Here is a 26,963-nt window from a genome sequence, read left to right as displayed (position 1 = left end):
TCAGGGCAACATCGCGTCCCACCCCCAGACCTGACCGGCGTCCCCGCCGTCACAGGGCACCAGCACGACCCCGGTGAGGTTCTCCCTCCGCTGGTCCCGCGTGGCCGCGCAGCGCTGCCAGAAGGTGTTGTGGAGCGTGCCGTCCGGCCGCACCTCCCATTGCTGCGCGGGCGCGGTGCCGCAGGTGTTGACGACCACCCGGAGCTCGGCCTCCTGTTTCACGTCCAAGCAGGTGCCGTCCTTGTTCCGGACCGGCCCCGCGCCGGTATCGAGGGGCTTGCGCCACTGCTGGTTGGCCGCGCCGTGACAGTCGTAGATGATGACCGGCGCGTCGGCCGCCGTGGAGTTGTCGTAGACGTCGAGGCAGCGCAGCGAGCCGGTGTGGAGGACGAGCCTGCGCGCCGCCGGGTCCGGTGGGTTCCAGGCGTCGACGGCCAGTTCGGCCACCGCAGCGATCCGGGATCGCCCGGCGGCCTCGCCGAGCGCGCGCAGCCGCACGTAGCGGCCCTGGACGGGGGTGAAGCGCACGGTCTGTGTGCTCGCCACGTCGCGGAACGCGCCGGACGCCACCGGAGCCCCCCAGTTCGATCCGTCCATGCTGACGTGTATCTCATATTTGCCCACCCGGCCGACGACGTTGCCGTCCTGCCGCGGGGTGTGGGACACCGCCTCGATGATCTTCGAACCGCCGGCGGCACCCATGAGATCCACGGTGATCTCGTGCGGGTAGTCGGCCGACGCCTGGCTGTGCCAGAAGGTGTTGACGTTCTGGTCGATCGCGTTGACGGCGGCACCGCCGACCTGCTGTGTCTCCTGGCTGGAGGCCGTCACGCGCCAGCCGTCCACCATGAGGTGAGGTGCCCAGGGTTTGTGCACCGACTGGTCGGCCTGAGTGACCTTGTCGATGGCGTCCTGTACGGCCGGCCAGCGTTCGCCCTGCCGCTGCCCGCTGGTCCACAGGTGCTCGAAGGCGTTGGCGTACTGCACGCCGAGGGCGTCGAGCCTGGCCATGGCGGTGAGCGCCACGGTGTCGGACACCGGGTCGCCGGTGAGCGACGGCGCCGTGCCGAGCTTGGAGAGCCAGCGCTGTTTCGCGCTGCCGTCGCAGTCGGTGATCACGGCCTGGCTCAGGTTGTCCGTCCCGCCGTCATAGGTGGCCAGGCACTTTCCCGTGGAGTGCACGATCGGGCCGTCGGGATGTACGGTCCAGCGCTGGGCGGCGCCGCCGTCGCAGGGGACGGCGCGCGCGTAGCCGGACTGCACGCCGAGGCAGACGCCGCCCCGGGCCACGATCCGCCCGTCTCCGTCGGGGTACCAGTGCTGGTTGTGGTCGCCGTGGCAGTCGTAGATCACGACCGGTGTCCCGGCGGCCGCCTTGTCGGCGTAGATGTCCAGGCAGCGGCCGGAGGCCTCCTGAACGATCTTGGCGGTGGTGTCGAGCCAGGGCTGACCGGCCAGGGGGACGAACCGGGCGTGCGCGGTGCCGGTGCAGGGCTGCCCCGGCTCCGCGGGCAGACAGGTCGCGTAGTTGGCGATGGCCGTGTCGTACGCCGCCCTGAGGTACCCGGCCGGCGGTGCCGTGTCGCCGGGCAGCGGCATCGGGATGTCGGTCGGCAGGGCCGCGGTGTTGGCGCCCCACAGCAGGCCGTGGAGCACGCCGTCCGCCTGCACGGTCACCGGCAGAGCGATCTGCGTGTAGGCGCGCAGCTTCTTGACCGCCGCCGCCAGCTTGCCGGACGCCCTGTGCGCATCGCTGCCGGGCGTGGCCAGCTTCTCCTTCAGCTGCTTGTAGAAGTGCAATTGAAGGCCGCTCAGGCGGTCCTGGTTCTCCTGGCGCATCTGGGTGATGACCTGGGGGTTGTGCGAGGTGACCTGCGCGCCGGCCTCGAAGGCGGGCCGCTGGGCCGGCCACGTCTGGGCGAAGAGCTGAGGGAGCCTGACGCTCGCGGTGTGGCGCGGGATCGGGTCTCCGAGCGGCCAGGTCATCTGCAGCGTCCGAATCGGCACGAACGACCCGTTCACCGTGAAGCTTTGGTGAATGACCAGCCTGATGTCCGCGTTGATCAGGAACGGGACGTCGGTGTCGCGCACGTTGACGAACTGGACGTCCGCGCACGCGCTGTACCCGTGGCCGGCGGGATTCAGGATCTGCGCCAGCATCAGCTCGTCGCCGAGCGTCCGGCCTCGCGCGTTCGCCGGCACCGGCACCGTGACGGCCGCCCCGGTTCCACAGGAGCCGAGTTCCGCCGGGCCGTCGAGGGCGGCCGGGTTCCGGACGACCTGGTCCGGCAGGCCGAAGAGCTCGGCGTCCTTGCCGTCGAGCACCGCGGACATGACCGCCTTCACCGCGGACGCGTATCCCGCGAGCGCCGTCTTGTAGTCGCCCATCAGGCCGGTGAACAGCTTGTTCGTGCGGCGGCCACCGGCGCCGGGATCGGCCGACGGTACCGACAGCGAGCTCGCCACCTGCTGGATGAGCCGGCCCTGGTCCACGATGGCCCTCGCGCGCGAGGACTCCTTCTCCCGCGCCAGGTCGGGATTCTGGATGGCCAGCGTCGCGTAGGCGTTGGCCGCCTGCTCCCACACCGTGACGTTCGGCACGAGCCTGGGCTCCGCGGGGATGGCGCGGTCGTGGTCGTCCCGGGCACGACCGGCCAGATAGCTGACCAGCCCGTAGACCTTGTAGTTGTCCAAGGCGACGGCGAGGTCCGGATTCTCGCTCTCCACGAACGTGGGGTGCTTGGCGATCTGGGTGGCGGCCCGGTAGAAGGCGCTCTCGGCTTCGCCGAACCCCACGTGGTCGGTCAGGGGCCGCCCGCTGTTCTTCTGGGCGTAGTCGATGTAGAGGTCCTTCATGGTGTCGAAGTCGTTCAGCGCGGCGAGGCCGAGCGCCTCCAGCTGCTTCTGCCCGTAGAAGTCCACCTTCATCTCGATCTGCCCGAGCCCCAGGGAGATCTCCGCCAGGCGCCCCTTGATCTGCTCAAGACTCCCGTCGAGCTTGGCGAACTCGGCGATCATGTCGCCGTACAACTTGTTGAGGCCCTGCTCGATGCGGTCGAACCGGGACTCCATGTACTCGCCGAGCCCGCGGATCTCCTCGCGGACGAGGTCGAGACGGCCGAGGACCAGATCGGTGTCCGAGGGGCCCTCCCCGGTGAACACCGGCAGCATGGTGAGGATGCCGTTGGTGATCCCGCCCAGTGCCACGAGCGCTCCGGGCCCCGTCAGCGCCGCCGCGAGCCCCAGCCCGACGATCTCCGGCACGAACTTGCTGATCGAGCTGATGATCTGCAGGGTCCCCTCGCCGACCCTGCGGACGTCCTTGGCGGCCTCCGGATCATGGAAGCCGATCAGTGAACTGATGATGAAGATCGCGGCGCCCGCGCCGTCGATGGCCCTCTGCCGTTCCTCGGCCGCGGTCACCGCTTCCTGGTAGCGACGTACCTGATCGGGCACCGGAGGCCGCCGGTTGGCCCGCTCGGCCGCCGCGCGCGCGTCCTCGGCCTCTTTCGCCGCCGTCTCCACGGTGCCGAGGAGCCGGACGAGGAGCTCGTGCGTGATGCCGTCGGAAGCCCTGAGCTCGTTCACGTACTCCGGCGTCCTCCCGACCAGGTTCCGCAGGGCGCGCAGGTCGAGGATCGCGCGGATCTCCGGGACGGTGCTCAGCCAGTCCCAGCTGGCGTTCGCCGGGATGCCGTACTTGTACCCGACCTCGCCGTTCCAGACGTTCCTGAAGGCGTCGTCGCCCTCCGCCCACTCCGGAACGCTCGCGTAGTGCTCGTCGGTGCCCGTGTTGTACAGCCGCATCCACTCGCTCATCGCGGCCGATCCCCAGTACTGGGCGGTCTCCTTGAGTGCCTTCTCCCAGTCCTCCTTGTGCCACTGGTCCCAGTAGTTCAGCACCGTCTTGATGTAGGGCGCGACATCGATGTCGCCGACCTTCGGCACCTCTCTCAGGGTCCGCAGGACGCGGAACACGGTGTTGACCGTCTTGACGTCTCCGGACTCCCCGGTCGCCCCGGCCGCCGCGTCGTCGATGACCTTGCGCAGGTAGAGCGCCTGGCCCCGGAGGTCCTTCTCGGAGACGTTCCGGTTGTGCCGCCTCCAGCTCAGCAGGAACATGCTGAGGAGCGTGTCCTTGAAGGACTCCGGGTTGTGCTTCGAGCGCATGTACCCCGCGAAAAGGGTGTTCCGCGAGTACGTGGTCCACAGTGCCGCCGAAGCGTGCGCGGGGGGAGCGGGCAGAGCGTGCACCGCGATCCCCGCACTCATCACCAGCACGACGAAAACTCCGAGCAGGCGTCTCATAGCCCCGCTCCGTACACATGGTGCGGGCACGCGTGACCGTGCGCCCCCCCGTTGAACGACATATCCGCCTCTTCCTCTCGTGGTCCCCCAGAGGATGCGAGACGGCTCCTGTCCGGCTATTGGCTGGGAATTGCGCGCGACATGGCCGCCGCCCGTCCGGCCCACCAGGTCATCCGTTCCCGCTCGGCGGCGGCCACGCAGGAGCGGAGCAGGGCTCGCGCCTCCTCCCGGCGGCCGAGCATGAGCGCCAGCCCGGCCAGGTGGAGATCGACGGGGCCGAGCGTGAGAATGCTCCCGCCGAGCGTCAGGCCTCCCGAGTACGGCAGCAGCTGGGCGTAGACCTGCCCGGCCGCCTCGGTGTCCCCGGCGGCGACGACCGCGGCGGCCCGCAGCGCGAGGAAGGCCCCGAGCGTCCAGTCGTCGCCCAGCGGCATCCAGGGCTCCGCGGCCAGCTCCGCCACCCGGTCCTTCTCGCCGCGCGCCGCCGAGGCCACGATGGCGAAGTCGTGCGCGGCGGCGGGGATCATGCGTGCCACGCCGGACTCCGCGATCATCTCACCGGTGATCTCGTGTGCCCGGCCGGCGGCGACCAGCAGGAACCAGCGGCCGATCACGTGGTGCTGGTCGAGCTGGAACAGGCCGAGCCGGCCGAGGCGCTCCCAGGTCTCCTCCAGGGCCGCCAGCGCGGCGTCGAACCGCCCGGCGACGGCGAGGCGCGCGACATGCCAGGCCGATTGCTGGGCCGCGTGCAACCGCAGCCCGAGCCGCCGGATCTGCGCGTCGCACTCGGCGGAGTACCGGTCGGCCTCGGCGATCGCCATGCGGGCCGCCGCCAGCGAGGCGAGCCGCATACGCCCGACGACGACGTGCACCGGCATGCCGTGCAGCTCGCCGAGCTTGGCCTGCTCTTCGCTGATGGCCGTGAGCTCGGCGCGGTTGGAAGGGCGCACGATCGCCAGTGCTCGCGCGTGCAGCGCGAACGCCAGCAGGCGGGGGTCACCGATGCGGCGTGCCATGGCGATCGCCTCGGCGGTGAGGCGCTCGCAGCGTGGCTCGGCGCCGGCGTCGTACAGCTCCATGCCGAGCGTGGCCAGCAGCCGGCACCGCGGTTCCGAGTCCTCCTCGGGGAGGGCGCGCAGCGCGTTCTCCAGCCGTCTCACCAGGTGCAGCTCGATGGCGTCGAAGTCCTTCAGTATCCACAGCCCGTGGGGTTCCACGGAGACCAGCGCACGCAGCTGGGCCTGTTCGCCGCCCGCCGCCTCGGCCACCCGCAGCGCCTGGTTCCTCGCGCGCCGGGCGCCGCTGATGTCGCCCGCGTCGAGGCGGGCGGCCACCTCTGACAGCAGCAGCCCGGCCCGTTCCGGCAGGTCGGGTAGCGCCGCTTCGGCGTGCGCCGCCGCCGCCTCGGCCCACCACCTGGCGGCGTCCTCGTAGGCGAGCTGGCCCTGCGCGACCAGCGCCGCCGTACGCGCCCAGTCGACCGCCCGCCTGGCCCCGAGCGGGGAGGCGGCCAGATAGTGGACGGCGACCGCTTCGGGATCGGCCCCCGGCCGGGCCGCGAGCGCGTCGGCGGCCGCGAGGTGGAGCGCGACGCGCCGGGCCGAGGGGAGCCCGGTGTAGACGGTCTGGCGGACCAGGTCGTGGGTGAACGCCGGGCCGGGGGTGAGCAGGCGCGCCGACACGGCCGCGTCCAGCGCCGTGAGCACGTCGGCGGGCCCGCGCCCGGTGATCGCCGCCAGCAGCGGCACGTCCTCGGCGTGCCCGATCACCGCCGCCGCGCTGAGGATCTCCAGCGCGTCCGCTCCCGAACCGGCCGGACCGGTCCCGCGTAACCGTGAGACGCGGCGCCGGATCACGTCCGCCACCCCGGACGGCACCTCGGCCAGCGCGGTGCCGATCCCCTCGGCGGCGGCCAGGCGCAGCGTCTCCTGGACGAACAGGGCGTTGCCGCCGGTCCTGGCCATCAGGCGGTCCAGGTCCCGATCGCTCAGCGGCACGCGCGACGAGTCGGCCATCGACCGGACCGCGTCCACCGGCAGCCCCGGCAGCTCGATCCGCGCCGCTCCCGCACGGGTCAGGGCGCTCAGCAGCTCGGCGAGCTCACGTCCCTCCGGCTCCCCGGTGCGCAGGGTCGCCACCACGCACAACCGCCCCGCGGGGGTGGCCAAGGTGAGCAGGTCGGCCAGCAGCCGCAGGGACGTGTCGTCGGCCCACTGCACGTCGTCCAGGACGACCAGGCAGGGTGCCTTCGCCGTGGCGTCGGACAGGCGCCGGATGAGCCCCGCGTGCCGCTGGAAACGGGCCTCGGCGGCGTCCGCCGGGGCACGTTCCTCGTGCTCCGGCACGCTCACGCCGAGCGCCGTCAGCGCCTGGATCCACGGCCACAGCGCGGGCCGCCCCGCGGCCTCGTCCGAGCGCCCCCAGGCGACCCGCCATCCTTGGCCGGCGAGTGAGTCGGCGAGCCGTTCCACCAGCCACGTCTTCCCCACGCCGGCCTCACCGCAGATCAGGGCGTATCCGGGGCGGTGCCGCCCCGCCCCGGTGGCCACGCCGAGAAGGGCCCCGAGCGGCCGGGTGCGTCCGGCGAGATGACGCACTCCCCCACCGGAGGACGGACGGGGCCGCGGTTCGCCGCCCAGCAGTGCCTCGTCCTGGTTGAGCAGCATCGACTCAAGCGCGCGCAACCCCGGCCCCGGATCGATGCCGAGCTCGGCGGCCAGATGGGCACGCGCCCGGCGTACGGCGGCCAGCGCGTCCGCCTGCCGACCCGACCGGTACAGCCCGAGCGCCAGCAGCCGCCACAGCTCCTCCCGCAGCGGCTGTTCCCGGACGGCCCCCTCCAGCCCCACCACGGCCTCCGCCGTGCCGCCCAGCTCCAGCAGCGCCGCGAAACGGCACTCACCGGCGAGCGCCCGCAACTCCCCCAGCCGGGTCACCTCGGGCACCGCCCAGCTCTCGGTGGCGAACTCCGGGTACGGCGTGCCGCGCCACTCCGCCAGCCCCGCGTCCAGCGACGTCAGCGCCCGCGCGGGGCGGTTCGCCGTCAGGTGCTCCCGCCCGCTCAAGATCGCGGCGGTGAAGCGGCGCGCGTCCACCGCGTCCGCCGGAACCCGCAGCGCGTAGCCGGAGGGCTCCCTGACCAGCACGGTGGCCGGGCCGCGCGCGGGCCGGCCCGGCTCGATCACCCGCCGGATCCGGGTCAGGAGCGCGTGCAACCCGTTGACCGCCTCCCGTGCCGGCGAGGCCCCCCAGACGGCGTCGACGAGCGCGTCGACGGAGACCACGGCGCCGTCCGCGACGATCAGCCGCGACAGGACGGCCCGCTGCTGCCGCGCCCTGATCTCCAGCTGGACGCCGCCGGACCGGACGGCCAGCGGCCCAAGCACTGAGAAGCGCACGGGCCAAGTGTGACGCGTGTCACTGCCGAATCCCAGCGCCGCTCTCGCCTGTACGGATGCCCGCGACGAGCTCCGAGGCGGGCTCGAAATCATTTGCACGGCTTCTCGCGAGCTGCATACAGTACGAGCACGCAGAAGGGAGGTGGTCCGAATAATGGTTAGTCATTCTTGGACTAGCGAGGTGGCTGTCCGCTAGGGACATCGCCTGAGTCAGGACCTTCGTCCAGACGTCCTGCCCCTTCGCGGGGCGCGGGTGCCGTCCGGCGTAATCCAAGACAGACACCGGAACCCCGGGCAGCCGGCGGGGGGAGTTCGTGAAAACTCCTTCCATGGTCCAGCCGGCCCACTTCCTACGGGAGGTGGAGCACGCCCGGGGTTTTCTCATGCACGGGGTCAGGCGACCTTCTTGAGTTCCGCCGACAAATGGGATGTCAACGGGTGACCCTCGGCCGCCATGTCGTAGGCGTACATCAGGTTGCCGTTGACGAGGCCGTACAGGCGGTGGCCCGCGGTGTACTCCTTGGCGGTGGCGGTGCGGGCGACCACGTCGCTGCGGAGCTCGATCTTGTGGAAGGCCACCTCGCCGATGTAGATCTCGACGATGCCGGTGGGGTGGGCGAGCACGACCTCCAGCTGGCGCTCCGGCTGCGCCCGCCAGTAGCCGCTCTCCCTGGCGAGCGGGCGGACCATGTTCCCCTCGTCGTCCAGGAGCCACGTGCGGCTCTCGTAGGTCAGGAACGGCTTGCCGTTGTGGTCGAAGACGATCTCCTGCCCGTAGCGGAAGCTCTCGATCGACGGGTAGCCGCCCACGCCGGCTCCCTCCCACCTGCCCAGCAGGAAGGAGATCGGCTCCAGGGCGGGATGCAAAGATGGGGTCTCCATGGGCATGAGCCTAGAGGAACGCCCCTGGTGGAGCGCCGTAGTGCCCGCATAGGCTGAGATCATGGCGCGATCAATGGTGATAAAGGTGACGGCGGGCATGGACGCCCCCGAGCGGTGCAACCAGGCGTTCACCGTAGCCGCCGCGGCGGTGGCCAGCGGCGTCCCGGTCTCCCTCTGGCTGACCGGCGAGTCGGCCTGGTACGGCCTCCCCGGCCGCGCCAAGGAGTTCACCCTCCCCGAGGCCACCCCCCTCTCCGACCTCCTGGACATCGTCCTCACCGGCGGCAAGGTAACCGTCTGCACCCAATGCGCCGCCCGCCGCGGCATAGGCGTGGACGACGTCATCGAAGGCATCCGAATCGCCGGCGCCTCAACCTTCGTAGAAGAGGCCCTCACCGACAACGCCCAGGCCCTCGTCTACTGACCCGGCACAACGACATCCACGCACGGCAAACCGGCGCCGCCTTACGGCGGAAACCCAGGTGTGCTGGGCGCCACGGGAAACGGTCCTCGCGAAGGACGCGCTCCGCGCGAAAGCCGCAAGGGCTGTTCTCCTGCGGGGGACACCCCCGCACCCCCGAGCCTGCCGGCCTCGTCCCTTCCCCACCGTCTTGACTCCACCCCTCGACCGTCGCCGCTCACCTCGGCATTGTTCGCCTGGGCCGGAGTCGGTGCCTCTGCGGGCGGTGGGACCTCTTGGGCGGGACACTTCGACGGCTCGCCGTTGGACCCTCAACGTAGGTGGAACGGCGGGGTCGGTGCATTCGGCGGCGTTTACCTGGCTGACTGGGTGAGAGTCGCCAGTACGGCGGCGACGGCGGGTGGGTCGGGGGGGTCGCCGTAGGTGACGGCGTGGATCTTGCGGTGGGAGTTCGTTAGTTCGGTGGTGTGGATGTCGGGGTGGCGGTGGGCTTGGAGGGCGAGGCCGGGCAGGGTGGTGACGCCTTTGCCGGCGGCGACCAGGGCTTGGACGACGACCATGTCGTCGCTGAGTGAGGCGATGCGTGGGGTGAAGCCTTCTTGCCGGCATACGGTGATCAGTTCGGCCTGGCATCGTTGGCAACCGCCGATCCAGGGGGAATGGCGGTGGTTGGCGAGGCTGTCGTCGGGTCGGCGGCTTATGAGGTAGATCGGGTCGTCGGCCAGGTGGAGCAGGCGGAAGCCCTCTTCCTCTCCGTCGCGCGGGGCGTCGGCGTGCTGGAAGGTGAGTGCGATGTCGATCTCGCCGTGCCGCAGCATCTGTAGCGCTTCCACCGGGTGACGGTCGATCAGGATCAGTTCGAGTCCCGGGTGCGTCCGGTCCAGTGTGGCGGCCGCCTTGGGCACGAGCGTGCTCAGTACCGAGGCGTTGGCGGCCAGGCGGACTCGCCCCGCCTGCAGACCGACCTGTGCCGCCAGTTCGGTGGTGGCCGCCTCGACCCGTCCCACGATCTCGGTGGCCCGGATGGCCAGCAGCCGCCCTTCGGGGGTCAGCCGGATCCCACGGCCGACGCGCTGAATGAGCTTGGCGCCCGTGGCCGCTTCCAGGCGTGCCAGGTGGTGACTGACCGACGATTGCGAGTAGTGCAGCTCTTTCGCGGCTTCGGTCACGGAGCCGTGGCGCCCCACCGCGGCCAGAACCTTGAGATGGATCAGGTTGAGCATTCATCGAGAATATCGATGAAATTGACGGAACATCAGCATTAGACGTCATAGATCTGGTGGCTCATGCTGGTGTCCACCGGAAAGCGCACCATCGAAGGAGCACGCTGATGTCCGACGTAAGGGTTCACAACTTCTCGATCTCGCTCGACGGTTTCGCCACCGGCGCCGGTCAGGCCCCCGATGCCCCGTTCGGTCACGCCGGAGAACGCCTGCACGAGTGGATGTTCGCCACCCGGTTCTGGCATGAGATGGGCGGCGGCCGGGGCGGCAGCGGCGGCACCGACAACGCGTTCGCCGCGATGCACGGTCCCGGCGTCGGCGCCGAGATCATGGGCGCCGGCAAGTTCGGTCCGCCCGGCTGGCAGGACGACCCCGCCTACAAGGGCGCGTGGGGCGCTGACCCGCCGTTCCACACGCCGGTCTTCGTGCTCACCCACCGGCCGCGGCCATCGATCGAGATGGAGGGCGGCACCACGTTCCACTTCCTGGACGCCTCCCCCGCCGAGGCGCTCAAAAGGGCCCGTGAGGCGGCCGGCGGCCAGGACGTGCGTCTCGGCGGCGGGCCCTCGGTGATACGCGACTTCCTCGCCGAAGGGCTGGTCGATCACATGCACGTGGTGCAGGTCCCGATCGTGCTCGGCCGCGGTGTCCGGCTCTGGGACGGCCTGGAGTCGCTGGAGGAGACGTACGACATCGAGGCGGTCTCGGCCCCCTCCGGCGTCACCCACCTGACCTTCACCGCCAAGAGCCGGTGACCATGAACGCGACCGAGCCGTATGAGAGCGCGAAGACCTTGGACACCTTCATCGGAGACGTGGCATCGCTGGTCGGAAGCATCGACGACGAGCACGAGATCACGAAGCGGGTCGCGGCCCTGCTGTCCGCTCTGCTGGCGGGCGGCTACCGGCTTCCCCCGGAAGTCACCCGGCCGTCGGACGAGCACCATGTCACGTACCCGCTCCACATCGCCCCCGACGACAGCTGGTCTCTGGCGTCCGTCGTCTGGAACATAGGTCAGCGCACCCCCGTGCACGGACATGAGACATGGGGCGTCGCCGGAATCTACGCGGGAGCCGAACGCGAGCTCCGCTACCTCAAGCCCGCCTCGTCCGAGCCGTGCACAGCTCTGACGCCCGCCGGTGAGCAGGTGTGGGCACGCGGGCAGGTCACCGTGTGCTGTACGACCGACGACGACGTCCACGCCGTCACGGCCGTCGGCGACGAGCCCACCGTCGGGATCCACGTCTACGGAGGCAACATCGGCACCCTCAACCGCCGGTTGTACGACCCGGCGACCGGAGCGGTCCGTTGGTTCGTCTCCGGCTGGGACAGCCCTGCAGTCGACTGAGGAACCCGACCCTTCCGGCGCCGGGGCGGCACGACGCATACTCTTGATGTCATCAAGAGTTGACGATATAAAGAGATGGTGTACGAAGAGACGGCCGAGGACACGTTCTTCCGCGAGCTCGGTGACGCATGTGCCGATCTGCGGCAGGCATTCGCCCGGCACGTGGGCATGAGCCCGCAGCGAGTACAGGTGCTCGTCCGGCTGCGGCGTAACGGCGAGACCAGCCACAGCGATCTGCGCCAGGCGCTGGGCATCGACGGTGCGAGCGTCACCCGGCTGGTCAAGGAGTTCGAGGCCGAAGGGTTCGTCAGGCGTCGTCTCGACCCGGCTGACAACCGCTACACCCTGGCCGCACTGACCCCCGCCGGCGAGCAGGTAGCGGCCGACCTGGAGCGGTCGCACCGGGCGTACCAGGAGCGGCTGCTCACCGGTGCCACCGCAGAGCAGCAGGAAATCGTGCTGAACGTCCTACGGCGCGTCCGAGCGAACGTGATCGAACTGGAGAGCCGATGACAGACGAAGTGCGGGCCGCCGCGTTGCGCATGTACGCGGCGTTCAACGCCTACGAGCACACCGCCACGGAAGAGATATTCACGACGGACTTCTTCAGCCATCCCCTGGGCACCACCGGACCCGAAAGTGTCACCCGGTCATGGCAACAGTTCCATGAGGCCTTCCCTGATGCGCAGGTCATCGTGGAGGACATGGTCGTCGAGGGAAACACCGCCGCCGTCCGCACGACCGTGCAGGGCATTCCCGGCCAGCAGGCACCGACCATGCTGGAGATCTTCCGGGTGCGCGACGGGCGTATCGCTGAACTGTGGGCACTGTCCTCCCTGCGCCGCGGCTCCTGAAGCCGGCCCCCAATCACGACTGTGCTCTATCCGGTCCGGGATTCCACCGGAACCCATGCAGTGGAGCACGGTGAGCCCGGCAGGCTTCGGGGGTGCGGGGGTGTCCCCCGCAGGAGAACAGCCCTTGCGGCTTCCGCGCGGAGCGCGCCCTCCGCGAGGACCATTTCCCGGGGCGCCCAGCCCGCCCGGGTTTCCCACCGTACGACGGCGCCGGCTTCGCCGTACAACGTCCCGCCGTCTCGGCGCCGGTGCCTACAACCCGCGGAGTGCGACGAGTGGCGGGTGCCGGGCGGCGGGGCGCGGCCGGACGGCGAGACGTGGCCGGGCGGCGGGGTGTGGCCGGGCGGTGGACGCGGGCCGAACCGGGGCGGTGGGGGTGGGTCAGTTGGGGAGGACGGTGGACAGGCGTTCTTCGCGGAGGCGGTCGTACCAGGTGTCGTCTATGGGGAGGAGGGGGCCGGTGGCCCAGCCTAGGAAGACGTCGGCCAGCCAGGGGTTGCGGGCCAGGGCGGGGCCGTGGAGGTAGGTGCCTACTATTTGGCCGGTGTGGCAGCCTTCGGTGCCGTCGCCGTTGCCTATGCCGACCACGGTGCGGGACAGGGGGCGGACGCCGGAGCCCAGGCGGGTTACGCCCATGTGGTTCTCGAAGCCGGTGAGTATGTGGCCGCCCAGGCCGGTGTCGACCTCGGCGGCCAACTCGCCTACGGCGCGGGACGGGCCGCGGCGGCTCTCGATGTCGAGCAGGCCGATGCCCGCCACGGGCTGGCCCTCCTCGCCGCCGAACACGGTGCCCATGATCTGGTAGCCGGCGCAGACGGCCAGCAGGGACGCGCCGCGGTCGACGGCGCGTGCCAGGCCGTTGTCCCGGCGCAGCCGCTCGGCGGCGAGGATCTGCGGGCGGTCCTCGCCGCCGCCGATCAGGTAGATGTCCCCGGAGTCGGGCACGGGGTCCGCCGAGCGGACGTAGATCGTCTCGACGGGGATGCCGCGCTTGCGGGCCCGCTGCTCCAGGATCAGCACGTTGCCCTGGTCGCCGTAGGTGCTGAGCAGGTCAGGGTAGATCCACACGATGCGCAGGGCGCTGTCAGACGGCACGGCCGAACTCCGCTCGAATCTGCTGGAACGCGGTGTAGTTGGCGATCACGTCGATCCGGCCGGGCGTCTGGCGCCGCATGGCCTCGTCGAAGGTGTCGCAGAGCTGGAACGCCACCCCGGCGACGTCCAGCCGCAGGGCGAGGTCGAGCCGTCGTTCCCCGGTGACGAACACCGGCCGCCCGTTCAGCACCCGGTAGTCGACGTCCCAGAGCCACGAGGTGTCGCGGCCGTCCGGCCCCTGGGCGTTCACCGACAGGATGATCGGCAGCGTGGGGTCGGCGACCTCGAAGGCCTCCAGCCACCCCGCGGGGTTCTTGGCCAGCAGGAGCCGCAGCACCCGGCCGTCCCGCTCCACGGTGGTGTACCGCCCGGCGACCGACCGCACCTCGCGCAGCCGGGGCAGCGCCCGCTCCACGGGCAGCCCGAACACCTCGGCGGTGGCCAGCGCGATGGCGGCGTTGGCGCGGTTGGCGCGGCCGGGCAGCTGGAGGTCCAGCACCCAGCGCTGCCGTACCGGGTCGATCACCGCGTCGTCGTCCAGCACCCAGGTCGGCTCGGGGCGGCGGAAGGTGCACTCGCGGCACGCCCAGTCGTTCTCCTTGCGGTCCAGCGGGCCGCCGCACTCGGGGCAGCACCAGGAGTCCTCTTTCCACGGCTGCCCGCAGGACACCCAGGTGACCTGGGAGGCGGTGCTGGCGCCCCAGGTGACCAGCGGGTCGTCGCAGTTGGCGATCACGTGGGTGTCCCGCCCGGCGAGGGCGCGGCGCCACTTCTGGGCGAGCAGCCAGATCTCGGCGGCGCGGTCCATCTGGTCGCGGCTGAGGTTCATCAGGCAGACGACGCCGGCCTCGGTGGTGTCGAGCACCTCGGGGAGGTATTTCTCGTCGACCTCCAGCACCGCGAACGGCGCCTGCTTGGCCGACGACAACGCGGACACGTGCCCGGCCGGCATGTTGGCGCCGAAGGCGTTGGTGGCGACCTCGCCGAGCTCCTGGAGCTCGGAGGTGATCAGCCGGGTGGTGGTCGTCTTGCCGTTGGTGGCGCTGACCAGCACGAGCTTGCGGTCGGCGGCCAGTTTGCGGAGGAGGTCCGGCTCGAGGATCAGCCCGACCCGTCCGCCGATCACCGAACCGTCGCCCCGCCCGGTGACACGGGAGAGCGTGGCCGCCGTCCGCCCGAGGGCACTCGCGAGCTGGGCCCGCAGCGGTAGCTGGGTCATGCCCGAGATCCTAGTGGGGGCCGCGCGAAGAGCGCCTCACGGGCCGCCAATCCCTTATTCCAGGAAGGACAGCTCGGCTTGGTTCTCCCCCGCCTCCTCGAAGGGGTGGACGAATCTGCGCGGCCACGACAGCACGGTCTCCAGCCACCCCGCGCCCATGGTCTGCGCGATGTGCCGCACCCGGTCCCGGGGCTCCACGCCGATGGCGACGGTCGCGAAGTCCCGCTGGACGCCCTCGTGCTCGTCGTCACCGAGCAGCACCCGCCAGGCCAGCACCCGGTTGCGTTCCATCTCCATGGACAGCGGGTGGTGCCGCAGCGCCTTGGCGCGGTGCCCGAGCAGCTCGGTGCGGGTCACGCCGTCCGCACCGGAGCCGTTCATCCCGAGGTGCGGGTACGGGCGGGCGGCGGGGTCGGTGCCGAACAGCGCGTACTCCATGGCCGGGGCGGGGCTGCGCAGGTTCGGCGCGGGGTGGCCGTAGGGGAAGAGCCTGTCGACCTCGTGGACCCAGCGGATCTGCGGGATCACCCACGCCGCGCCGGGCCGGTCGCCCGCCGCGAGGACGCCCTCACCGGGGTCGGCCCCCGACAGCAGCGCCGCGGCGACCTCGGCGCCCTTCACGGTGAGCAGCCCGGGGTCGTAGCAGGTGCGCAGGGACCAGGCGCGCCGGGCCACGGCGCGCTCGACCAGGGTGGCCAGCAGGCACTCGCGGCGCCGGGGCGGCAGCTCCGACCAGATGTCGTGGAGCACCCGGGGCACCCCGGGCAGCGGGCGGTTGGCGCAGAAGGCCAGCACCAGCGTGTCGGTCCAGATGCGCAGCCACGCCCATTCCGGCGCGCCGGCCAGCAGGTCGGCCTCGCGCAGCTCGACCAGCGTGCAGGCGTTGCCGGTGATGCACTCGTGCCCGCACGCGGCGGACCTGCGGCCCTGGATGGGCGGCATGGGCCCGGGGGCGGTGCGCTCGCGGTCCTCGCCGAGCGGCACCTGGATGCGCAGCGGCCGGTCCATGCCGTCGGCGAACACCGCGGCGAAGCCGGGCCGCAGCGACACGACCTGCCGGGACTGGTCCTCGCTGAGGTTCATGGCGGAGCCGACCAGCCTCCGGTCGTCCTCGGCGGGCAGGCGGTGCACGACCTTGAGCGCGGTGTTCTTCACCACGTCGGCGATCAGCTTGGTGGGGATCTGCTCGGCCACCACGATGCCCTCGCCGTACGCGCGGATCTCGGCGAGCATGCCGGCCAGCAGCTCGACGGCGTGGGTGCTGGCCCGCTGGGAGCCGCGGTCGCGCAGCAGGCGGTGCGCCTCCTCGATCACGATGACGTGCTGGAGGCCGGTGGCCTTCTCCTGCCTGGCCCGCATGCGCAGGTGCTCGACGATCCTGATGATGAGCGTGCCCATCAGGAACGCCTTGTCCTCGTCGTTGGCGACGTCCTCGATGGCGAGCACGACGTTGCGCTGGAGCAGGCCGCCGATGTCGGCGGGGTGGCCGCCCTCGAAGAACCGGCCGGCCGAGCCGACCCGCAGGCTGCGCAGCCGCAGCGAGATGAAGCCCTCGACGTCGGCCTGCACCTCCTTGCCGTACCCGATCTCCTGGATGACCTCCAGGGCGTGCGCCTGTAACTGCTCCAGCGTGGGCACGGACGGCTGCACCGCCGCGCCGGGGATGCCGCCGCCGGTGACCACGTCCCAGCCGTTGGCCTCGTACACCCGTTGCAGCGACAGCGACATGATCTGCGGGAACGGTTCCTCGGCGTCGAAGGCCGCCATGAACAGCGCCCGCACCATGTCGATGTGCGCCTGCACGGGGTAGCCGGGCTCGGGGGCCAGGGGGTTGACGCTGAACGGCACGTTGTCCGGCGCCGAGGGGTTGATCACGGTGAGCGGCGCCAGGTGCTCCATGCGCCCGGCCATCGCGGCGTACTCGGACTTGGCGGGCTCGATGGCGAGCCACGGGATGCCCGCCTCGGTGAGCTGCTCCAGCAGGTGGCGCACGGTCTGGGACTTGCCCGAGCCGGTGGCGCCGGTGATGAACGCGTGCCGGTTGAGCGAGGCGAGCGGCACCCGGAACGACCCGACCGCGCGGTCCTGCCCGTCGATGATGGCGCCGAGGTTCAGCAGCGGCTCACCGGTGCTGTTCACGTCGGCCTCGCTGGTCACGTCGAAGAACCCGGCGTCCAGCACCCGCACCCCGGGCACCTCGCGGCGCGGCAGCCCGGCGAGGGCGGCGAGCGCGCCCGCGGTGGCGGCGAACGGCGTGCTCGCGTCGTCGGCGGGGTCCTGCAGGGTGACGCCGAGCACCTCGGGGAAGCCGTACACCGGTTCCAGCACGCCGGGCCTGCCGAAACCGGCGAGGATCGGCAGGGACAGCGCGCTGCGCAGGCGGTACGGGTGGTGGCTCATCTCCACCGAGCCGACCAGCACGGGCGCGATCTGCCGCAGTTCGTCCGGCCCGGCGGCCCCGGCGAGCACCCGTACGTTCCACAGCCCGGCCTCGCGGAAGGCGTCCAGCTCCTGCATGCGCCGCTCGGCCCGCTCGGCGTCGAAGCGGCTGCGCTCGGACGCGTCGCCGTACTGCCGCAGCACGTTGAGCTGGGTGCGCAGGTGGGACACCTCGGCGTCCAGCAGGTTGGTCGGCTCGGCGACCACCAGCCAGGCGAACGGCCGGGACATCAGCGTGACCAGGGTGGACTCGAACAGCGTGGGCCGCAGCAGGTCGTCGGGGCTCGGTTCCCTGCGGCCGTTCAGGGGCGGCGCCTGCCGCCCGGGGCAGGGCGTCCAGGTGAGGTCGGCGAGGTCGGCCAGCCAGTCGTCCCCGATGCGCACGCCCCGGGCGCCGCCGGGGAACAGCAGCGGCTGCGGGCCCTGCGGCGGCTCCTCCACGGCGCCTCCGGCGGCGCGGCGCGGCGGACGGGGCGGGGTGAGCGGCCCCGCGTTGGTGATGAGCTCGAGGGGCGCGCCGGAGCCGCGGGACAGCCAGCCGATGACGAACGGCCGGTTGCGCTGGGCGGCGGACAGGACGGCGGGCAGGACCGTGACGAAGTCCCACTCGGCCGAGGACGTGCGTGAGGGGGCCGTGATCGCTTGGATGCGATACCACGGACCGCTCAGCGGGATCGGCGCGCTGGACGCTGCTGAGGACACGCTTGCCTGCATATCAAGCCCATATGCCTTATGCCACCGACGTTTGCCAGGGGATTACCTGTTCAATGCGTTCTCCTCCAGTCCAGCCGCTCCGGCGGCGGGCCGAGGTTGGGCGGGAAGGGGTCCTCGTCGAGGACGTTCTCCGGCTTCGCCGGCTTGAGCATGACCCGGCGGACCTCGGCGAACTCCCCCAGGGTGGTCTTGGGGAAGGTGAGGATGGCCGGGTTGGCGTCGGCGAGCCGCACCTGACGGCCCTCCGCGGTGGCGTGCGTGACGATGACCGAGGTGGTGGGGAGCTGCTGGAGCTGGTGCGGCTCCACCAGGAACTCGCGGCTGCGGTGCAGCACCCGCTCCTCCCCCATGGCCTTGGTGGCGCTGCGGCCCCACTCGGTGGACTCGGTGATGCCCTCGCGCAGGCCGTCCTCGCCCTTCTCCTCCTCCTCGCCGGGGACGGCGAGCGCGGTGGAGCCGCTCACCGTGGAGGTGTAGGAGCCGTTCAGGCCGTCCACGGCGGGGCTGATCGTCTCGGTGAGCTGGGCCAGCTCCAGGCGGTGCTCGGTGCCCATGTGCTCGCTGGCCACCCGGGCGTCCTCGGCGTTGCCGAGGCGCATGAACGCGACGGCGGCGTGGCCCCGGCCGAGGCGCTCCCGCACGGTGGGGGTGAGGGAGCGGTAGGTGAGGACCAGGCCGGTCTGGGAGGTCTCGCAGGCGTCCATCAGGCGGTCGAGCACGTCGCCGCGCAGTTTGTCCGCGCCGGCCACGATGATCGTGCTGTCCCAGGGCCGCTCAGGTACGGGTGCCCGGCGCAGGATGTGAGTGAGCGCGGTGGCGACGTACGTGCCGAGCACGCGGTTGCCGAACACCCCGGCCTGGCGGTCCATGGAGATGACGCGCAGTTTGGCGCGCAGCTGGGCGGGCTGCAGCCGCACGCGCTCGGAGCCGAGCCGCTCCAGCTTGCGGAGCTGGGACTCCAGGGCCCAGGCGCGCTCGATCACGACGCGGTCGGTCACGCCGCGGCCGAACAGCGTGCCGATGCGTTCGAGCTGGGTGGCGGTGAGCAGGCCGAACCGCAGGTCGTCGCGCGGGTCGCCGACCTGGGCCAGGGCGCGCAGCGCGGCGGTCACCTGGTTGATGGTGGCGTTCTCGCCGAGGACCTCCAGCACCCGTTCCAGGATGGCGTTGTCGAAGCTCAGGTCGCGGGTGGTGCGGTGTTCCTCGCTGACGCTCACCACGTGCGCGAGCACGTCGGCGAACGCCTCGGGCGGCAGCGCGGCGCCGAGGTCGAGCCGGGGCAGGTCGGCCGGGAGCACCCAGACCAGCGGGTCGTCCTGGCCGCGCCGGGCCAGCGCGATGAGGTCCTTGGCGACGGCGCCCTCGGACAGGTCGAGCACGGTGAGGTGGCCGCCGCTGTACAGCCGGGTGGCGCCGAGCGTCGTGATCAGCGCGGACCATCCCGGGAGCGTGCCACCGGCCACGTCGATGCGGTCGATCTCGTCCGGCACCGAGACCGCGTACCAGGTGAGCTGCTTGTCGTACTGCTCTTTCCTGGCGGCCCACTCGCGGTACCGCCCGGCGTGCTCCTCCTGCGCCTCGTGCAGCTTCTTCTCGCGGGTCTCCCGGCGCCGCTCGACCAGCGCCTCCTGCTCCCTGATGCGCGAGCGCAGCGCCCGCTTGCCCTGGTGGACGGCGTACCCGCAGATGGAGGCCACCCCGCCGGTCGCGACCAGCCCGATCACCGCGAACGGCCACCCGAGCACCTCGGTGAAGCCCAGCACCAGGATGAACACGCTGATCAGCGCCATCAGGACACCGAAGGTCTTCAGCGGCCGGTTGAGCAGGTCCTCCTGGAGCCGCTCCCGGCGAACCCAGACCGGGTCCACGACGTCCGGCTCCTCGGGGATCTCCCCCGGCGAGGGCCGCTTCGGCGGCGGCCCCGGATCGGGATGCAGAAGGGCGTACTCGCACCCGAGGTAGATGCGGTCAGCTTGGAGCTGCGCACGGTCTGGGTGCCCTTCCGCCACCGGACCTCCACCTGTCGATGGTCGCGCCTGCGGGAGAGCCCTGACATCGTGTCCGCTCTCCGACTGTGCAAGCGTAAGAGGTGCTCCTCGCATTCGGGCACGGTTCTCGCCATTCGGACCGATTTCCTGACCCTTGGCGGGTGGCGCGGGTCACTGGGGAGAACTAGTGGGACGAATGCGGCGGATGTGGATGGACAACCACTAGCATCCTGTCCCATGACGTCTCCATCCGCGCGGGGCCGGCGGGCCCGACGGCTGGTGCTGCTCCCCGTCGTGACCGTCCTCGTGGCCGGCGTCCTCGCGGCCAACGCCTTCCTCGGCGGCTTCGAGGAGGCCGTCCCGGCGCCCGAGTCGCTCGGCAAGGGAGCAGAGGTGGACCAGGGCCGCATGCGCACCCGCTTCGTGGACGCCGTGGTGCGCGTCGGCGGGCACGACGGCATCGGCATCTCGGACAAGCGGTACCTGGAGATCGTCCTTTCGGTCACCAACCAGTCGGACCGCACCATCTCGGCGTACACGATGGACAACGTGCTCCCCACCGTCCGGGCGGACGGCGAGGTCATCAAGCCGAAGGACCCCTCGGAGGGGCTCGGTCCCCGCTTCGTGGTCTCGGTGCCGGGACACGCCTACGACCAGCTGCACCCGGGCGTGCCGAGCACCGTGATCATGGCGTTCGAGCTGGCCGAGGGCGAACGCGCGCCGAAGAGCGTGCGGATCGACACCGGCACGTACGTGTGGCGCGAGACGTTCTTCGCCGAGACCTACGAATGGACCATGGTCATGGAGGAGAAGCCCCCCACCAAGGAGGACGTGGCCAAGGGGCGCACCGGGCGCTGGGAGCCCGTGGTCACCGCGCGGGTCGACCTGCCGGTCCGGTCGGTGGACGCGTGATGGCCCGCCGTGCCGCGCCGCAGGCCCCGCCCGCCGGCCGGGCCGTGCAGGCGCCGCCGCCCACCGGTCCGGCCGTCCAGGGTCCGCCGCCTCCGGGCGCCCCGGCCGCCGCGCGGGTCACGGGATGGCGAAAGGCGCTCGGCGTCGCGGTGGGGCTCGCGCTGGTGGCCGCCGCCGTCTGGATGCAGCCGCTGATACTCACCCCCGACCGGCTCAACGACCCGCTCACCGCCTCGGGCGGCATGCACGACGAGCTGACCACGCCGCGGTTCACCGCACGGCTGGAGCGGGTCGAGTTCGCCCGCACGGTGCGGGTCAAGAAGCAGTACTCCACCGAGGACGCGCCCACCGACCAGGTCTTCATGATCGCCAAGGTCGGCGCCACCACGCCGAACAGGCCGGTGCGGCTGTCCGCGCGGCTGCTCACCGCGGACGGCAGGTTGTTCGACGCGACCGAGCGGGTGCCCGAGACCGCGGGGCTGGCCTCCAAGTGGGTGCAGCCGGGCTGGTGGCGTTCGGGCCTCTTCTTCTTCGAGGTGCCGCCGAAGGACGTCGCCGGGGCGCGGGTGATCGTCTCGGAGGAGCCGTCCCCCCTCTTCGGCGACCAGTTCATGGCGGAGGCGTCGTTCGACACCGGCATGGACGAGGCCGCGGCCAGGCGGACGGTCGCCGGCGCCAAGGACGTCTACGAGGTGAACGGCTGATGCGCAGGGACCGCAAGCAGGACGACACCGGCGTCTTCCGCCCGCCGTCCGGGGAGCCTTCGTGGTTCACCCCGGGCCCGCGGCTGCCCCGCCCGGACACCCGGGTCTGGCCGCCCCCGGACTCCCGCAACAGCTCGACCATGCCGATCCCGGTGGTGGACGACGCCCCGCAGGCTCCGCCGCCCCCGATCCCCCAGGCCCCGCCCCCGATCCCCCAGGCCCCGCCCCCGATCCCGCAGACCCCGCCGGTCGACGCCTGGGCCGCGCCCGCCGACGCCTCCCCGCCGCCGTGGCCGCCGCCACCCGCCCCGCCGCAGGCCTCGGCGGCCGAGGACGAGGCCCCGGAGCGGCAGGTGCGGCGGCGCCGCCGCCCGATGCCCGCCGTGGCGCGCTTCGGGCTGCACCTGTTCGGCGCGGTCGGCCTGAGCGCCGCGTTCCTCGCCGTCCAGGGATACGACGCCCTGAACCGGTACGACTCGCGGGTGCAGAAGGCCGAGGTGCGCTACGTGGCGCAGGGGATGACGGTCAAGCTGCAGAACGCCGAGTGGAAGGTGATCGGGTTCGCCCGTTCCCCCCAGCAGGACCCGGAGACCCCCGACCGGCTGATGCTGCAGATCGAGCTGGAGGGGACGGCCATCAACGACGACGGCAAGTACTACACGACATCCCCGCCGGGTTTCCTGCTCACCGACACCCGCGGCCGGTCGTGGCTGGCCCTGCCCTCGAAGACCCCCAAGGAGATGCTCCCCGGGATCCCCGGCCGGTTCACCCTGCTCAGCGCGGTCCCGACGGAACTGGCGGACCAGGTGGAACTGGAACTGTGGACGAACCAGCGTCAGGCCTTGGAGCGGACCGGGCCGGCTCTGCACTTCGACCGCTGACCGCCGGGGCGGCCGCGCGCCGCCGCTCGGCCCCGGCGGCGACGTCGAAGGTCGCGGCGAGCAGGCATGTCGTCAGTACCGTCACCCCGAGGTCCACCGCGAAGTTGATCGGGACGAACAGCACGTTCCAGTAGAAGAGCGGGAAGTCGCTGTGGAGGAGGTACTCCAGCCCGCGCGCGGCGTACCCCTCGCCGATCTTGATCGCGGCGAAGCACACGGCGAACAGGCCGAACAGCGGCGCCCCGCCGCGCACCGTCAGCCGGACGGTGTGCGCGAGCGCCACCCAGTGCGCCCAGCGGCCGAAGAGCCTGGTCAGGGTGCGCCGGGTCAGCGAGTGGCTGCGCTCGGCGAAGGCGCGCTCCACCTCGGTCATCCCGCCCTCCAGGCGGGTGTCCTTGATCACGGACTTGGCGTCCTCGGCGTACGCGCCGTACATCAGGATGGCGACGGTCAGCCAGGCCCCGGGCAGGATCAGCGCTTCCCAGGCCTGCGGCCAGATCTCGCCGACCCAGGACCAGAACGCCGACCAGCCGGGGATGTTCGCCGACATGTCCGCCAGGAACCCGTGCCACCAGCTGACGCCGGCCCGGCTGCCCACCCAGTCACCCCGGGAGGCGATCACCTGGACGCCGTAGTAGAAGAAGGCCAGCTCGCAGAACGCGATGAGCAGGGCCACCGTACGGCCGCCGCGACGTTCGTGCAGCGTGCTGAGCACGTAACGGCCCAGGAAGGCGGCGAGCATGATGATCAGCGTGATGTTGAAGTTCAGGCTGGTGAGTCCCTGGGCCGTGCCCTGGTCGGCGCCGGTGAAGTAGTCCGCCCAGGCGCCGAGGTAGCCCTTGTCGCCGCTCTGCCGCTCGATGTCGGTGTTGAGGAACGCGCGCACGTCGTCCAGTTGCCAGCCCCAGCTCAGGTAGAGCACCGTGAACGGGACGATGGTCCGGCCGACGCTGTCGGTGAGCTTCTCGTCCTCCTGGCCCTCCGCGCGCCGGGCCCGCGTCTCGTACAGCGCGCCGCGCAGCGACAGGAACATGCCGGTGCTCACCAGCAGGCCGATCATCACCATGACCAGGAACACCAGCATGGTGAGCGTGAGGCGCAGGTCGCGCATGGAGCCGTGCGACAACTCCGTGCCGCCGACCAGCAGGCCGAAGCGCGCGAGCTCTCCCACCGAGAACCACATCACGAGCGGCAGCAGGCAGCGCCCGGCCAGTCGCAGCGTGTGCCACGGCAGGGACCAGACCGTCGGAGTACGGATTTCGGACATCCGGTGCATCTTATCGACGTGGCCCCAGCGGCCGCAGCAGCATCATCGGCCGTTGCCCGAAACGTGACGGCCGGTGCCCCGTAGCGGGGCACCGGCCGTCAGCGCGACGTGTGAGCGGCCGTCAGACGGCCACCTGCAGCTGGGCGACCTCGCCGAGGCGGGCCTCCACGGCGACGTCCTTGGTCTTGCCGCCGCCCGCGATGATGCGGACGGTCCAGGAGCCCGGGGCGGCGAAGAAGCGGAAGATGCCCTCGTCGGACACCACGACCTCGCCGGTGAACTCGCCGGAGTGGTCGAGCAGGCGGGCGTAGGCGGTGCCCGTGCCGGTGACGACTCCCTGGATGACGGCCTGGGTGGCCAGGTCGATGCCGGCGGGCAGCGCGACGGTCTGCTCCGGCGCTGCGCACCCCTGTGTGGTGGTCATCGGGCCTCCCCCAGCTCGATCGGCACGCCTACCAGCGAGCCGTACTCGGTCCATGAACCGTCGTAGTTCTTGACGTTGGCCTGCCCGAGGATCTCGTGCAGGACGAACCAGGTGTGCGCGGAGCGCTCACCGATGCGGCAGTAGGCGATGGTGTCCTTGCCGAAGTCGACGCCGGCCTCGCCGTACAGCGTGCGCAGCTCGTCGTCGGAGCGGAACGTGCCGTCGTCGTTGGCCGCCTTGGACCACGGGATGTTGCGCGCGGTCGGGATGTGGCCGGCGCGCTGCGCCTGCTCCTGCGGCAGGTGGGCGGGCGCGAGCAGCTTGCCGGTGAACTCGTCGGGCGAGCGGACGTCCACGAGGTTGAGCTTGCCGATCGCGTTGACCACGTCGTCGCGGAAGGCCCGCAGCTCGAGGTCCTGGTCCTGCGCGGTGTACTGGGTGGCGGCACGCGCGGGCGTGTCGGTCACCAGCTCGCGGGAGTCGAGCTCCCACTTCTTGCGGCCGCCGTCGAGCAGGCGGACGTTCTGGTGGCCGTAGAGCTTGAAGTACCAGTAGGCGTAGGAGGCGAACCAGTTGTTGTTGCCGCCGTACAGCACCACGGTGTCGTCGTTTGCGATGCCCCGAGCCGACAGGAGGGCCTGGAAGCCCTCGCGGTCCACGAAGTCACGGCGGACCGGGTCCTGCAGGTCTTTCTTCCAGTCGATCTTCACGGCGCCACGGATGTGGCCCTTGTCGTAAGCGCTGGCGTCCTCGTCGACCTCGACGAGCACGACGCCAGGGGTGTCGAGGTTGGCCTCGACCCATTCGGCGTCCACCAGTACGGCGGAGCGGCTCATTGGGGAACCTCCCGTTATCGGGTTAGCGGCGGGTGATCATGTACGTTGGGCGCGGCCCGGACGTGCCGGGAAGCGCTGTTCAGGAACGTGGCGAGCAGGGCCGCCGACCCGTGCGCAGGCCACGATCGCGCCGAAGCGCGGGCACCTGCGAGTTGGACCTGCATGACGGGATGCTCCTGAAGGGGTCGTGCCGATGGGAACGGGCACTCTTCAGATCGGTGGCGGTGCGGGCCGCGACGGATCGCCCTCAGGCAATACGACAGAGCGCGGTGGCGACGCGGCAGAAATCAACCGCCCGCCGCTTGGTCAGCTCTGTCGAGGAAGTCATGTCCACGACAGTACCTCTGGTCCCGGCATCTGTCACGTCGCGTCCGTTTCGTGAGATACAGTGCGCCCGAGTACCGCGATCACGTCCGCTTTTCGGGGCAGGCCGCTCGCGCGCTTCAGCACGCGGCCGCTCGCGTCCAGCACGAACACCGTCGGCGTGCTCTCCACGCCGAGCCGCCTGACCAGGTCAAGGCTCGACTCGGCGTCCACCTCGACGTGACGCACCCCGGCGACCATCTCGGCCACCTCTCCCAATATGCGCCTGGTGGCCCGGCACGGCTGGCAGAAGGCCGTGGAGAAGTGGACCAGCGTGGCGCGTTCGCCCAGCTCGGCGCCGAGGTCGGCCGGCGACACGGTCTCCATCTCACTCCTCACCGCGCGCACCGCGAAACGCGCGGTGCTCACGGCAAGGGTAGCCACAGCAGGCGGCGTCCGGTCGAGGTGCTGATGTCGAATCCTTCGATCGTCGCGGGCAGCAGCTCGGTGTGCCCGGTGAAGGTCGCCATGCCGTCGCGGTAGTCGGCCTTCTCGACCGTCCAGCTGCCCGCGGGGGCCCTGGTGCCGTTCCGCCCGACCGCGGTCACGCGGCAGGAGGTGCCGCTCGGGACGCCGGACAGCTGCACCGTGATCGCGGTGCCCTTGGTCCCCGGGGTCATGGTGAGGAAGGCGCTCACGCCGTTCTGCCGGCCCGACACCTCGGAGGCGGCGTCGCCCTTCTGGAGCATCGGCGTCTCGCCCGGCGGGACGGCCGACCCCGTGGCGAGCATCGGCTGGTCGGCGGTGTCCTGCTCCATGCTGCGCCGCTGCCCGGCCGCCGCCTCGGGGCTGGGGTTCGGGGTCGGCGCCGACGCCAGGGCGGCCGGCGCGCCGGCGTCGCTCGCCGGCCCCCCGCCGGCGAAGCTGAGGAAGGCCGTGCCGCCGAGGGCGACCGTGACCAGTGTCGCCGCGAGGCCGAGCACGACGCGGTTCAGCCTCCTGCGGCGCGCCGACGTCGTGATCAGGCGGTCGAGCACGGCGTGCGGCGGGCGGCCCACCTGCTCGATGTCCTCCTCGCCGACCCGGGCGAGCATCGCGGTCAGCCCGGTGAGCCCGGCCAGCTCGTCCCGGCATTCCGGGCAGGTCGCCAGGTGCGCCTCCACCAGGACGGCCTCCTCCGGCTCCAGCGCGCCGAGGACGTGCGCGCCGAGCGACATCCGTACCTCCTCGCAGGTCATGGCGCCAGCCCTCGTTCCTCCAGGGCGAGCTTCAGCGCGCGCAGGGCGTAATAGGTGCGGGACTTGACGGTTCCGGCGGGGATGCCCAGGATCTCGGCCGCCTCCTTCACAGAACGGCCGCGGTAATAGGTCTCCAGGAGCACCTCGCGATGCTCGGGACGCAGCGCCGCGATGGCGTCGGCGATGGCCCACGACTCCACGGCGCGGTCCAGCTCGTCGTCGGCCGGGATCACGGCCAGCGCCTCGTCACCGGTCTCCGGAGGGCGGGACTTGCGGGCGCGGTGGTGGTCGACGACGAGGTTGCGGGCGACGGTGAACAGCCAGGCCCGCACCGGACGGCCCTCCAGCATGTCCGGATGCTTCCACGCTCGCAGCAGCGTCTCCTGAACCACGTCCTCCGCCTTGCCCGGATCGCCCGTCAATCGCAACACGTAACCATAGAGTGACCCCGCGTGTTCGTCGAAAAGAGTCCTGATCAGCTGCTCGTCGGCTGTTCCGGCGGGGCTCAC

The 26,963-nt window shown here is 71.4% G+C and carries 23 protein-coding genes; 8 read left to right on the top strand and 15 right to left on the bottom strand.

Features of this window, described 5'->3' with window-relative positions:
• The 3 genes from ACFP1K_RS03435 to ACFP1K_RS03425 form a co-directional block, all read right to left on the bottom strand.
• On the bottom strand, nt 1-4,308 hold the full coding sequence (locus tag ACFP1K_RS03435) for a ricin-type beta-trefoil lectin domain protein (RefSeq protein WP_380746975.1): 4,308 nt from the start codon (nt 4,306-4,308) through the stop codon (nt 1-3).
• A 116-nt stretch (nt 4,309-4,424) separates the two neighbouring features.
• On the bottom strand, nt 4,425-7,706 hold the full coding sequence (locus ACFP1K_RS03430) for a BTAD domain-containing putative transcriptional regulator (protein ID WP_380746974.1): 3,282 nt from the start codon (nt 7,704-7,706) through the stop codon (nt 4,425-4,427).
• A 393-nt stretch (nt 7,707-8,099) separates the two neighbouring features.
• The gene (locus ACFP1K_RS03425) at nt 8,100-8,588 is read right to left on the bottom strand and encodes an FABP family protein (RefSeq protein ID WP_380746973.1); all 489 of its coding nucleotides are present in this window, start codon (nt 8,586-8,588) and stop codon (nt 8,100-8,102) included.
• 61 nt (nt 8,589-8,649) lie between these two features.
• On the opposite strand from ACFP1K_RS03425, the gene ACFP1K_RS03420 reads away from it, so the two are divergent.
• On the top strand, nt 8,650-9,012 hold the full coding sequence (locus ACFP1K_RS03420) for a DsrE family protein (RefSeq protein ID WP_380746972.1): 363 nt from the start codon (nt 8,650-8,652) through the stop codon (nt 9,010-9,012).
• A 350-nt stretch (nt 9,013-9,362) separates the two neighbouring features.
• Here the strand turns inward: ACFP1K_RS03420 and ACFP1K_RS03415 are convergent, their stop codons facing one another.
• Complete coding sequence (locus ACFP1K_RS03415) at nt 9,363-10,232, bottom strand: LysR family transcriptional regulator (protein ID WP_380746971.1); 870 nt, start codon at nt 10,230-10,232, stop codon at nt 9,363-9,365.
• 107 nt (nt 10,233-10,339) lie between these two features.
• Here ACFP1K_RS03415 and ACFP1K_RS03410 point away from each other — a divergent pair, with 107 nt between their 5' ends.
• From ACFP1K_RS03410 to ACFP1K_RS03395, 4 genes are all read left to right on the top strand, one after another.
• A complete protein-coding gene (locus ACFP1K_RS03410) occupies nt 10,340-10,987 on the top strand; it encodes a dihydrofolate reductase family protein (RefSeq protein ID WP_380746970.1) in 648 nt (215 codons plus the stop codon).
• Nucleotides 10,988-10,989: 2 nt separating this feature from the next.
• Nucleotides 10,990-11,580, top strand: coding sequence for a cysteine dioxygenase family protein (locus ACFP1K_RS03405; RefSeq protein ID WP_380746969.1), 591 nt, complete (start codon nt 10,990-10,992; stop codon nt 11,578-11,580).
• A 75-nt stretch (nt 11,581-11,655) separates the two neighbouring features.
• Nucleotides 11,656-12,093, top strand: coding sequence for a MarR family winged helix-turn-helix transcriptional regulator (locus tag ACFP1K_RS03400; RefSeq protein WP_380746968.1), 438 nt, complete (start codon nt 11,656-11,658; stop codon nt 12,091-12,093).
• Nucleotides 12,090-12,434, top strand: a complete 345-nt coding sequence (locus ACFP1K_RS03395; protein WP_380746967.1) for an ester cyclase — start codon at nt 12,090-12,092, stop codon at nt 12,432-12,434. Before ACFP1K_RS03400 ends, ACFP1K_RS03395 begins: the two co-directional genes overlap by 4 nt.
• A gap of 381 nt (nt 12,435-12,815) precedes the next feature.
• On the opposite strand, the gene ACFP1K_RS03390 is transcribed toward ACFP1K_RS03395, so the two are convergent.
• From ACFP1K_RS03390 to ACFP1K_RS03375, 4 genes are all read right to left on the bottom strand, one after another.
• Entirely contained in the window at nt 12,816-13,529 is a 714-nt protein-coding gene (locus ACFP1K_RS03390) for a type 1 glutamine amidotransferase (RefSeq protein ID WP_380746966.1), read from the bottom strand.
• Nucleotides 13,519-14,748, bottom strand: coding sequence for a MurT ligase domain-containing protein (locus ACFP1K_RS03385; RefSeq protein WP_380746965.1), 1,230 nt, complete (start codon nt 14,746-14,748; stop codon nt 13,519-13,521). Before ACFP1K_RS03385 ends, ACFP1K_RS03390 begins: the two co-directional genes overlap by 11 nt.
• A gap of 54 nt (nt 14,749-14,802) precedes the next feature.
• On the bottom strand, nt 14,803-17,889 hold the full coding sequence (locus tag ACFP1K_RS03380) for an ATP-binding protein (protein ID WP_380746964.1): 3,087 nt from the start codon (nt 17,887-17,889) through the stop codon (nt 14,803-14,805).
• A gap of 62 nt (nt 17,890-17,951) precedes the next feature.
• On the bottom strand, nt 17,952-19,910 hold the full coding sequence (locus ACFP1K_RS03375) for a hypothetical protein (RefSeq protein WP_380746963.1): 1,959 nt from the start codon (nt 19,908-19,910) through the stop codon (nt 17,952-17,954).
• Between the two features lie 216 nt (nt 19,911-20,126).
• On the opposite strand from ACFP1K_RS03375, the gene ACFP1K_RS03370 reads away from it, so the two are divergent.
• Genes ACFP1K_RS03370 through ACFP1K_RS03360 form a run of 3 tightly spaced genes read left to right on the top strand, consistent with a single transcriptional unit; the run spans nt 20,127 to nt 22,386 of the window.
• Nucleotides 20,127-20,801 (top strand): hypothetical protein, encoded by a 675-nt coding sequence (locus ACFP1K_RS03370; RefSeq protein WP_380746962.1) that lies wholly within the window; start codon nt 20,127-20,129, stop codon nt 20,799-20,801.
• The gene (locus ACFP1K_RS03365; RefSeq protein ID WP_380746961.1) at nt 20,801-21,505 is read left to right on the top strand and encodes a hypothetical protein; all 705 of its coding nucleotides are present in this window, start codon (nt 20,801-20,803) and stop codon (nt 21,503-21,505) included. Before ACFP1K_RS03370 ends, ACFP1K_RS03365 begins: the two co-directional genes overlap by 1 nt.
• Complete coding sequence (locus tag ACFP1K_RS03360) at nt 21,505-22,386, top strand: hypothetical protein (protein ID WP_380746960.1); 882 nt, start codon at nt 21,505-21,507, stop codon at nt 22,384-22,386. Before ACFP1K_RS03365 ends, ACFP1K_RS03360 begins: the two co-directional genes overlap by 1 nt.
• On the opposite strand, the gene ACFP1K_RS03355 is transcribed toward ACFP1K_RS03360, so the two are convergent.
• The 7 genes from ACFP1K_RS03355 to ACFP1K_RS03325 form a co-directional block, all read right to left on the bottom strand.
• Nucleotides 22,280-23,653, bottom strand: a complete 1,374-nt coding sequence (locus tag ACFP1K_RS03355; RefSeq protein WP_380746959.1) for a hypothetical protein — start codon at nt 23,651-23,653, stop codon at nt 22,280-22,282. The two genes, ACFP1K_RS03360 and ACFP1K_RS03355, sit on opposite strands and share 107 nt — an antisense overlap.
• Before the next feature lie 121 nt (nt 23,654-23,774).
• Nucleotides 23,775-24,077, bottom strand: a complete 303-nt coding sequence (locus ACFP1K_RS03350; protein WP_380746958.1) for a DUF1416 domain-containing protein — start codon at nt 24,075-24,077, stop codon at nt 23,775-23,777.
• Nucleotides 24,074-24,913, bottom strand: coding sequence for a sulfurtransferase (locus ACFP1K_RS03345; protein ID WP_380746957.1), 840 nt, complete (start codon nt 24,911-24,913; stop codon nt 24,074-24,076). Before ACFP1K_RS03345 ends, ACFP1K_RS03350 begins: the two co-directional genes overlap by 4 nt.
• Before the next feature lie 247 nt (nt 24,914-25,160).
• Nucleotides 25,161-25,241, bottom strand: a complete 81-nt coding sequence (locus ACFP1K_RS03340) for an Ms5788A family Cys-rich leader peptide (RefSeq protein ID WP_380747078.1) — start codon at nt 25,239-25,241, stop codon at nt 25,161-25,163.
• Nucleotides 25,242-25,273: 32 nt separating this feature from the next.
• Entirely contained in the window at nt 25,274-25,603 is a 330-nt protein-coding gene (locus ACFP1K_RS03335; RefSeq protein ID WP_380747077.1) for a TlpA family protein disulfide reductase, read from the bottom strand.
• A 38-nt stretch (nt 25,604-25,641) separates the two neighbouring features.
• Nucleotides 25,642-26,454: an anti-sigma factor family protein gene (locus tag ACFP1K_RS03330; RefSeq protein ID WP_380746956.1), complete on the bottom strand. Its 813-nt coding sequence runs from the start codon at nt 26,452-26,454 to the stop codon at nt 25,642-25,644.
• The gene (locus tag ACFP1K_RS03325) at nt 26,451-26,963 is read right to left on the bottom strand and encodes a sigma-70 family RNA polymerase sigma factor (RefSeq protein ID WP_380746955.1); all 513 of its coding nucleotides are present in this window, start codon (nt 26,961-26,963) and stop codon (nt 26,451-26,453) included. Before ACFP1K_RS03325 ends, ACFP1K_RS03330 begins: the two co-directional genes overlap by 4 nt.

The organism is Sphaerisporangium aureirubrum, from assembly GCF_042658925.1.
GTDB classification, from domain to species: domain Bacteria; phylum Actinomycetota; class Actinomycetes; order Streptosporangiales; family Streptosporangiaceae; genus Sphaerisporangium; species Sphaerisporangium aureirubrum.
Note: the sequence above shows the minus strand (reverse complement) of the source record. Positions and strands in the feature narration are given on the sequence as shown.

Excerpts from the sequence above, each read along its gene's own strand:
- ACFP1K_RS03330 (WP_380746956.1), bottom strand. The coding sequence starts at position 26,454 with ATGACCTGCGAGGAGGTACGGATGTCGCTCGGCGCGCACGTCCTCGGC.
- ACFP1K_RS03345 (WP_380746957.1), bottom strand. The coding sequence starts at position 24,913 with ATGAGCCGCTCCGCCGTACTGGTGGACGCCGAATGGGTCGAGGCCAAC.
- ACFP1K_RS03360 (WP_380746960.1), top strand. The coding sequence starts at position 21,505 with ATGCGCAGGGACCGCAAGCAGGACGACACCGGCGTCTTCCGCCCGCCG.
- ACFP1K_RS03425 (WP_380746973.1), bottom strand. The coding sequence starts at position 8,588 with ATGGAGACCCCATCTTTGCATCCCGCCCTGGAGCCGATCTCCTTCCTG.
- ACFP1K_RS03400 (WP_380746968.1), top strand. The coding sequence starts at position 11,656 with ATGGTGTACGAAGAGACGGCCGAGGACACGTTCTTCCGCGAGCTCGGT.
- ACFP1K_RS03410 (WP_380746970.1), top strand. The coding sequence starts at position 10,340 with ATGTCCGACGTAAGGGTTCACAACTTCTCGATCTCGCTCGACGGTTTC.
- ACFP1K_RS03355 (WP_380746959.1), bottom strand. The coding sequence starts at position 23,653 with ATGTCCGAAATCCGTACTCCGACGGTCTGGTCCCTGCCGTGGCACACG.
- ACFP1K_RS03370 (WP_380746962.1), top strand. The coding sequence starts at position 20,127 with ATGACGTCTCCATCCGCGCGGGGCCGGCGGGCCCGACGGCTGGTGCTG.
- ACFP1K_RS03350 (WP_380746958.1), bottom strand. The coding sequence starts at position 24,077 with ATGACCACCACACAGGGGTGCGCAGCGCCGGAGCAGACCGTCGCGCTG.
- ACFP1K_RS03385 (WP_380746965.1), bottom strand. The coding sequence starts at position 14,748 with ATGACCCAGCTACCGCTGCGGGCCCAGCTCGCGAGTGCCCTCGGGCGG.
- ACFP1K_RS03395 (WP_380746967.1), top strand. The coding sequence starts at position 12,090 with ATGACAGACGAAGTGCGGGCCGCCGCGTTGCGCATGTACGCGGCGTTC.
- ACFP1K_RS03335 (WP_380747077.1), bottom strand. The coding sequence starts at position 25,603 with ATGGAGACCGTGTCGCCGGCCGACCTCGGCGCCGAGCTGGGCGAACGC.
- ACFP1K_RS03405 (WP_380746969.1), top strand. The coding sequence starts at position 10,990 with ATGAACGCGACCGAGCCGTATGAGAGCGCGAAGACCTTGGACACCTTC.
- ACFP1K_RS03365 (WP_380746961.1), top strand. The coding sequence starts at position 20,801 with ATGGCCCGCCGTGCCGCGCCGCAGGCCCCGCCCGCCGGCCGGGCCGTG.
- ACFP1K_RS03435 (WP_380746975.1), bottom strand. The coding sequence starts at position 4,308 with ATGAGACGCCTGCTCGGAGTTTTCGTCGTGCTGGTGATGAGTGCGGGG.
- ACFP1K_RS03340 (WP_380747078.1), bottom strand. The coding sequence starts at position 25,241 with ATGACTTCCTCGACAGAGCTGACCAAGCGGCGGGCGGTTGATTTCTGC.
- ACFP1K_RS03415 (WP_380746971.1), bottom strand. The coding sequence starts at position 10,232 with ATGCTCAACCTGATCCATCTCAAGGTTCTGGCCGCGGTGGGGCGCCAC.
- ACFP1K_RS03420 (WP_380746972.1), top strand. The coding sequence starts at position 8,650 with ATGGCGCGATCAATGGTGATAAAGGTGACGGCGGGCATGGACGCCCCC.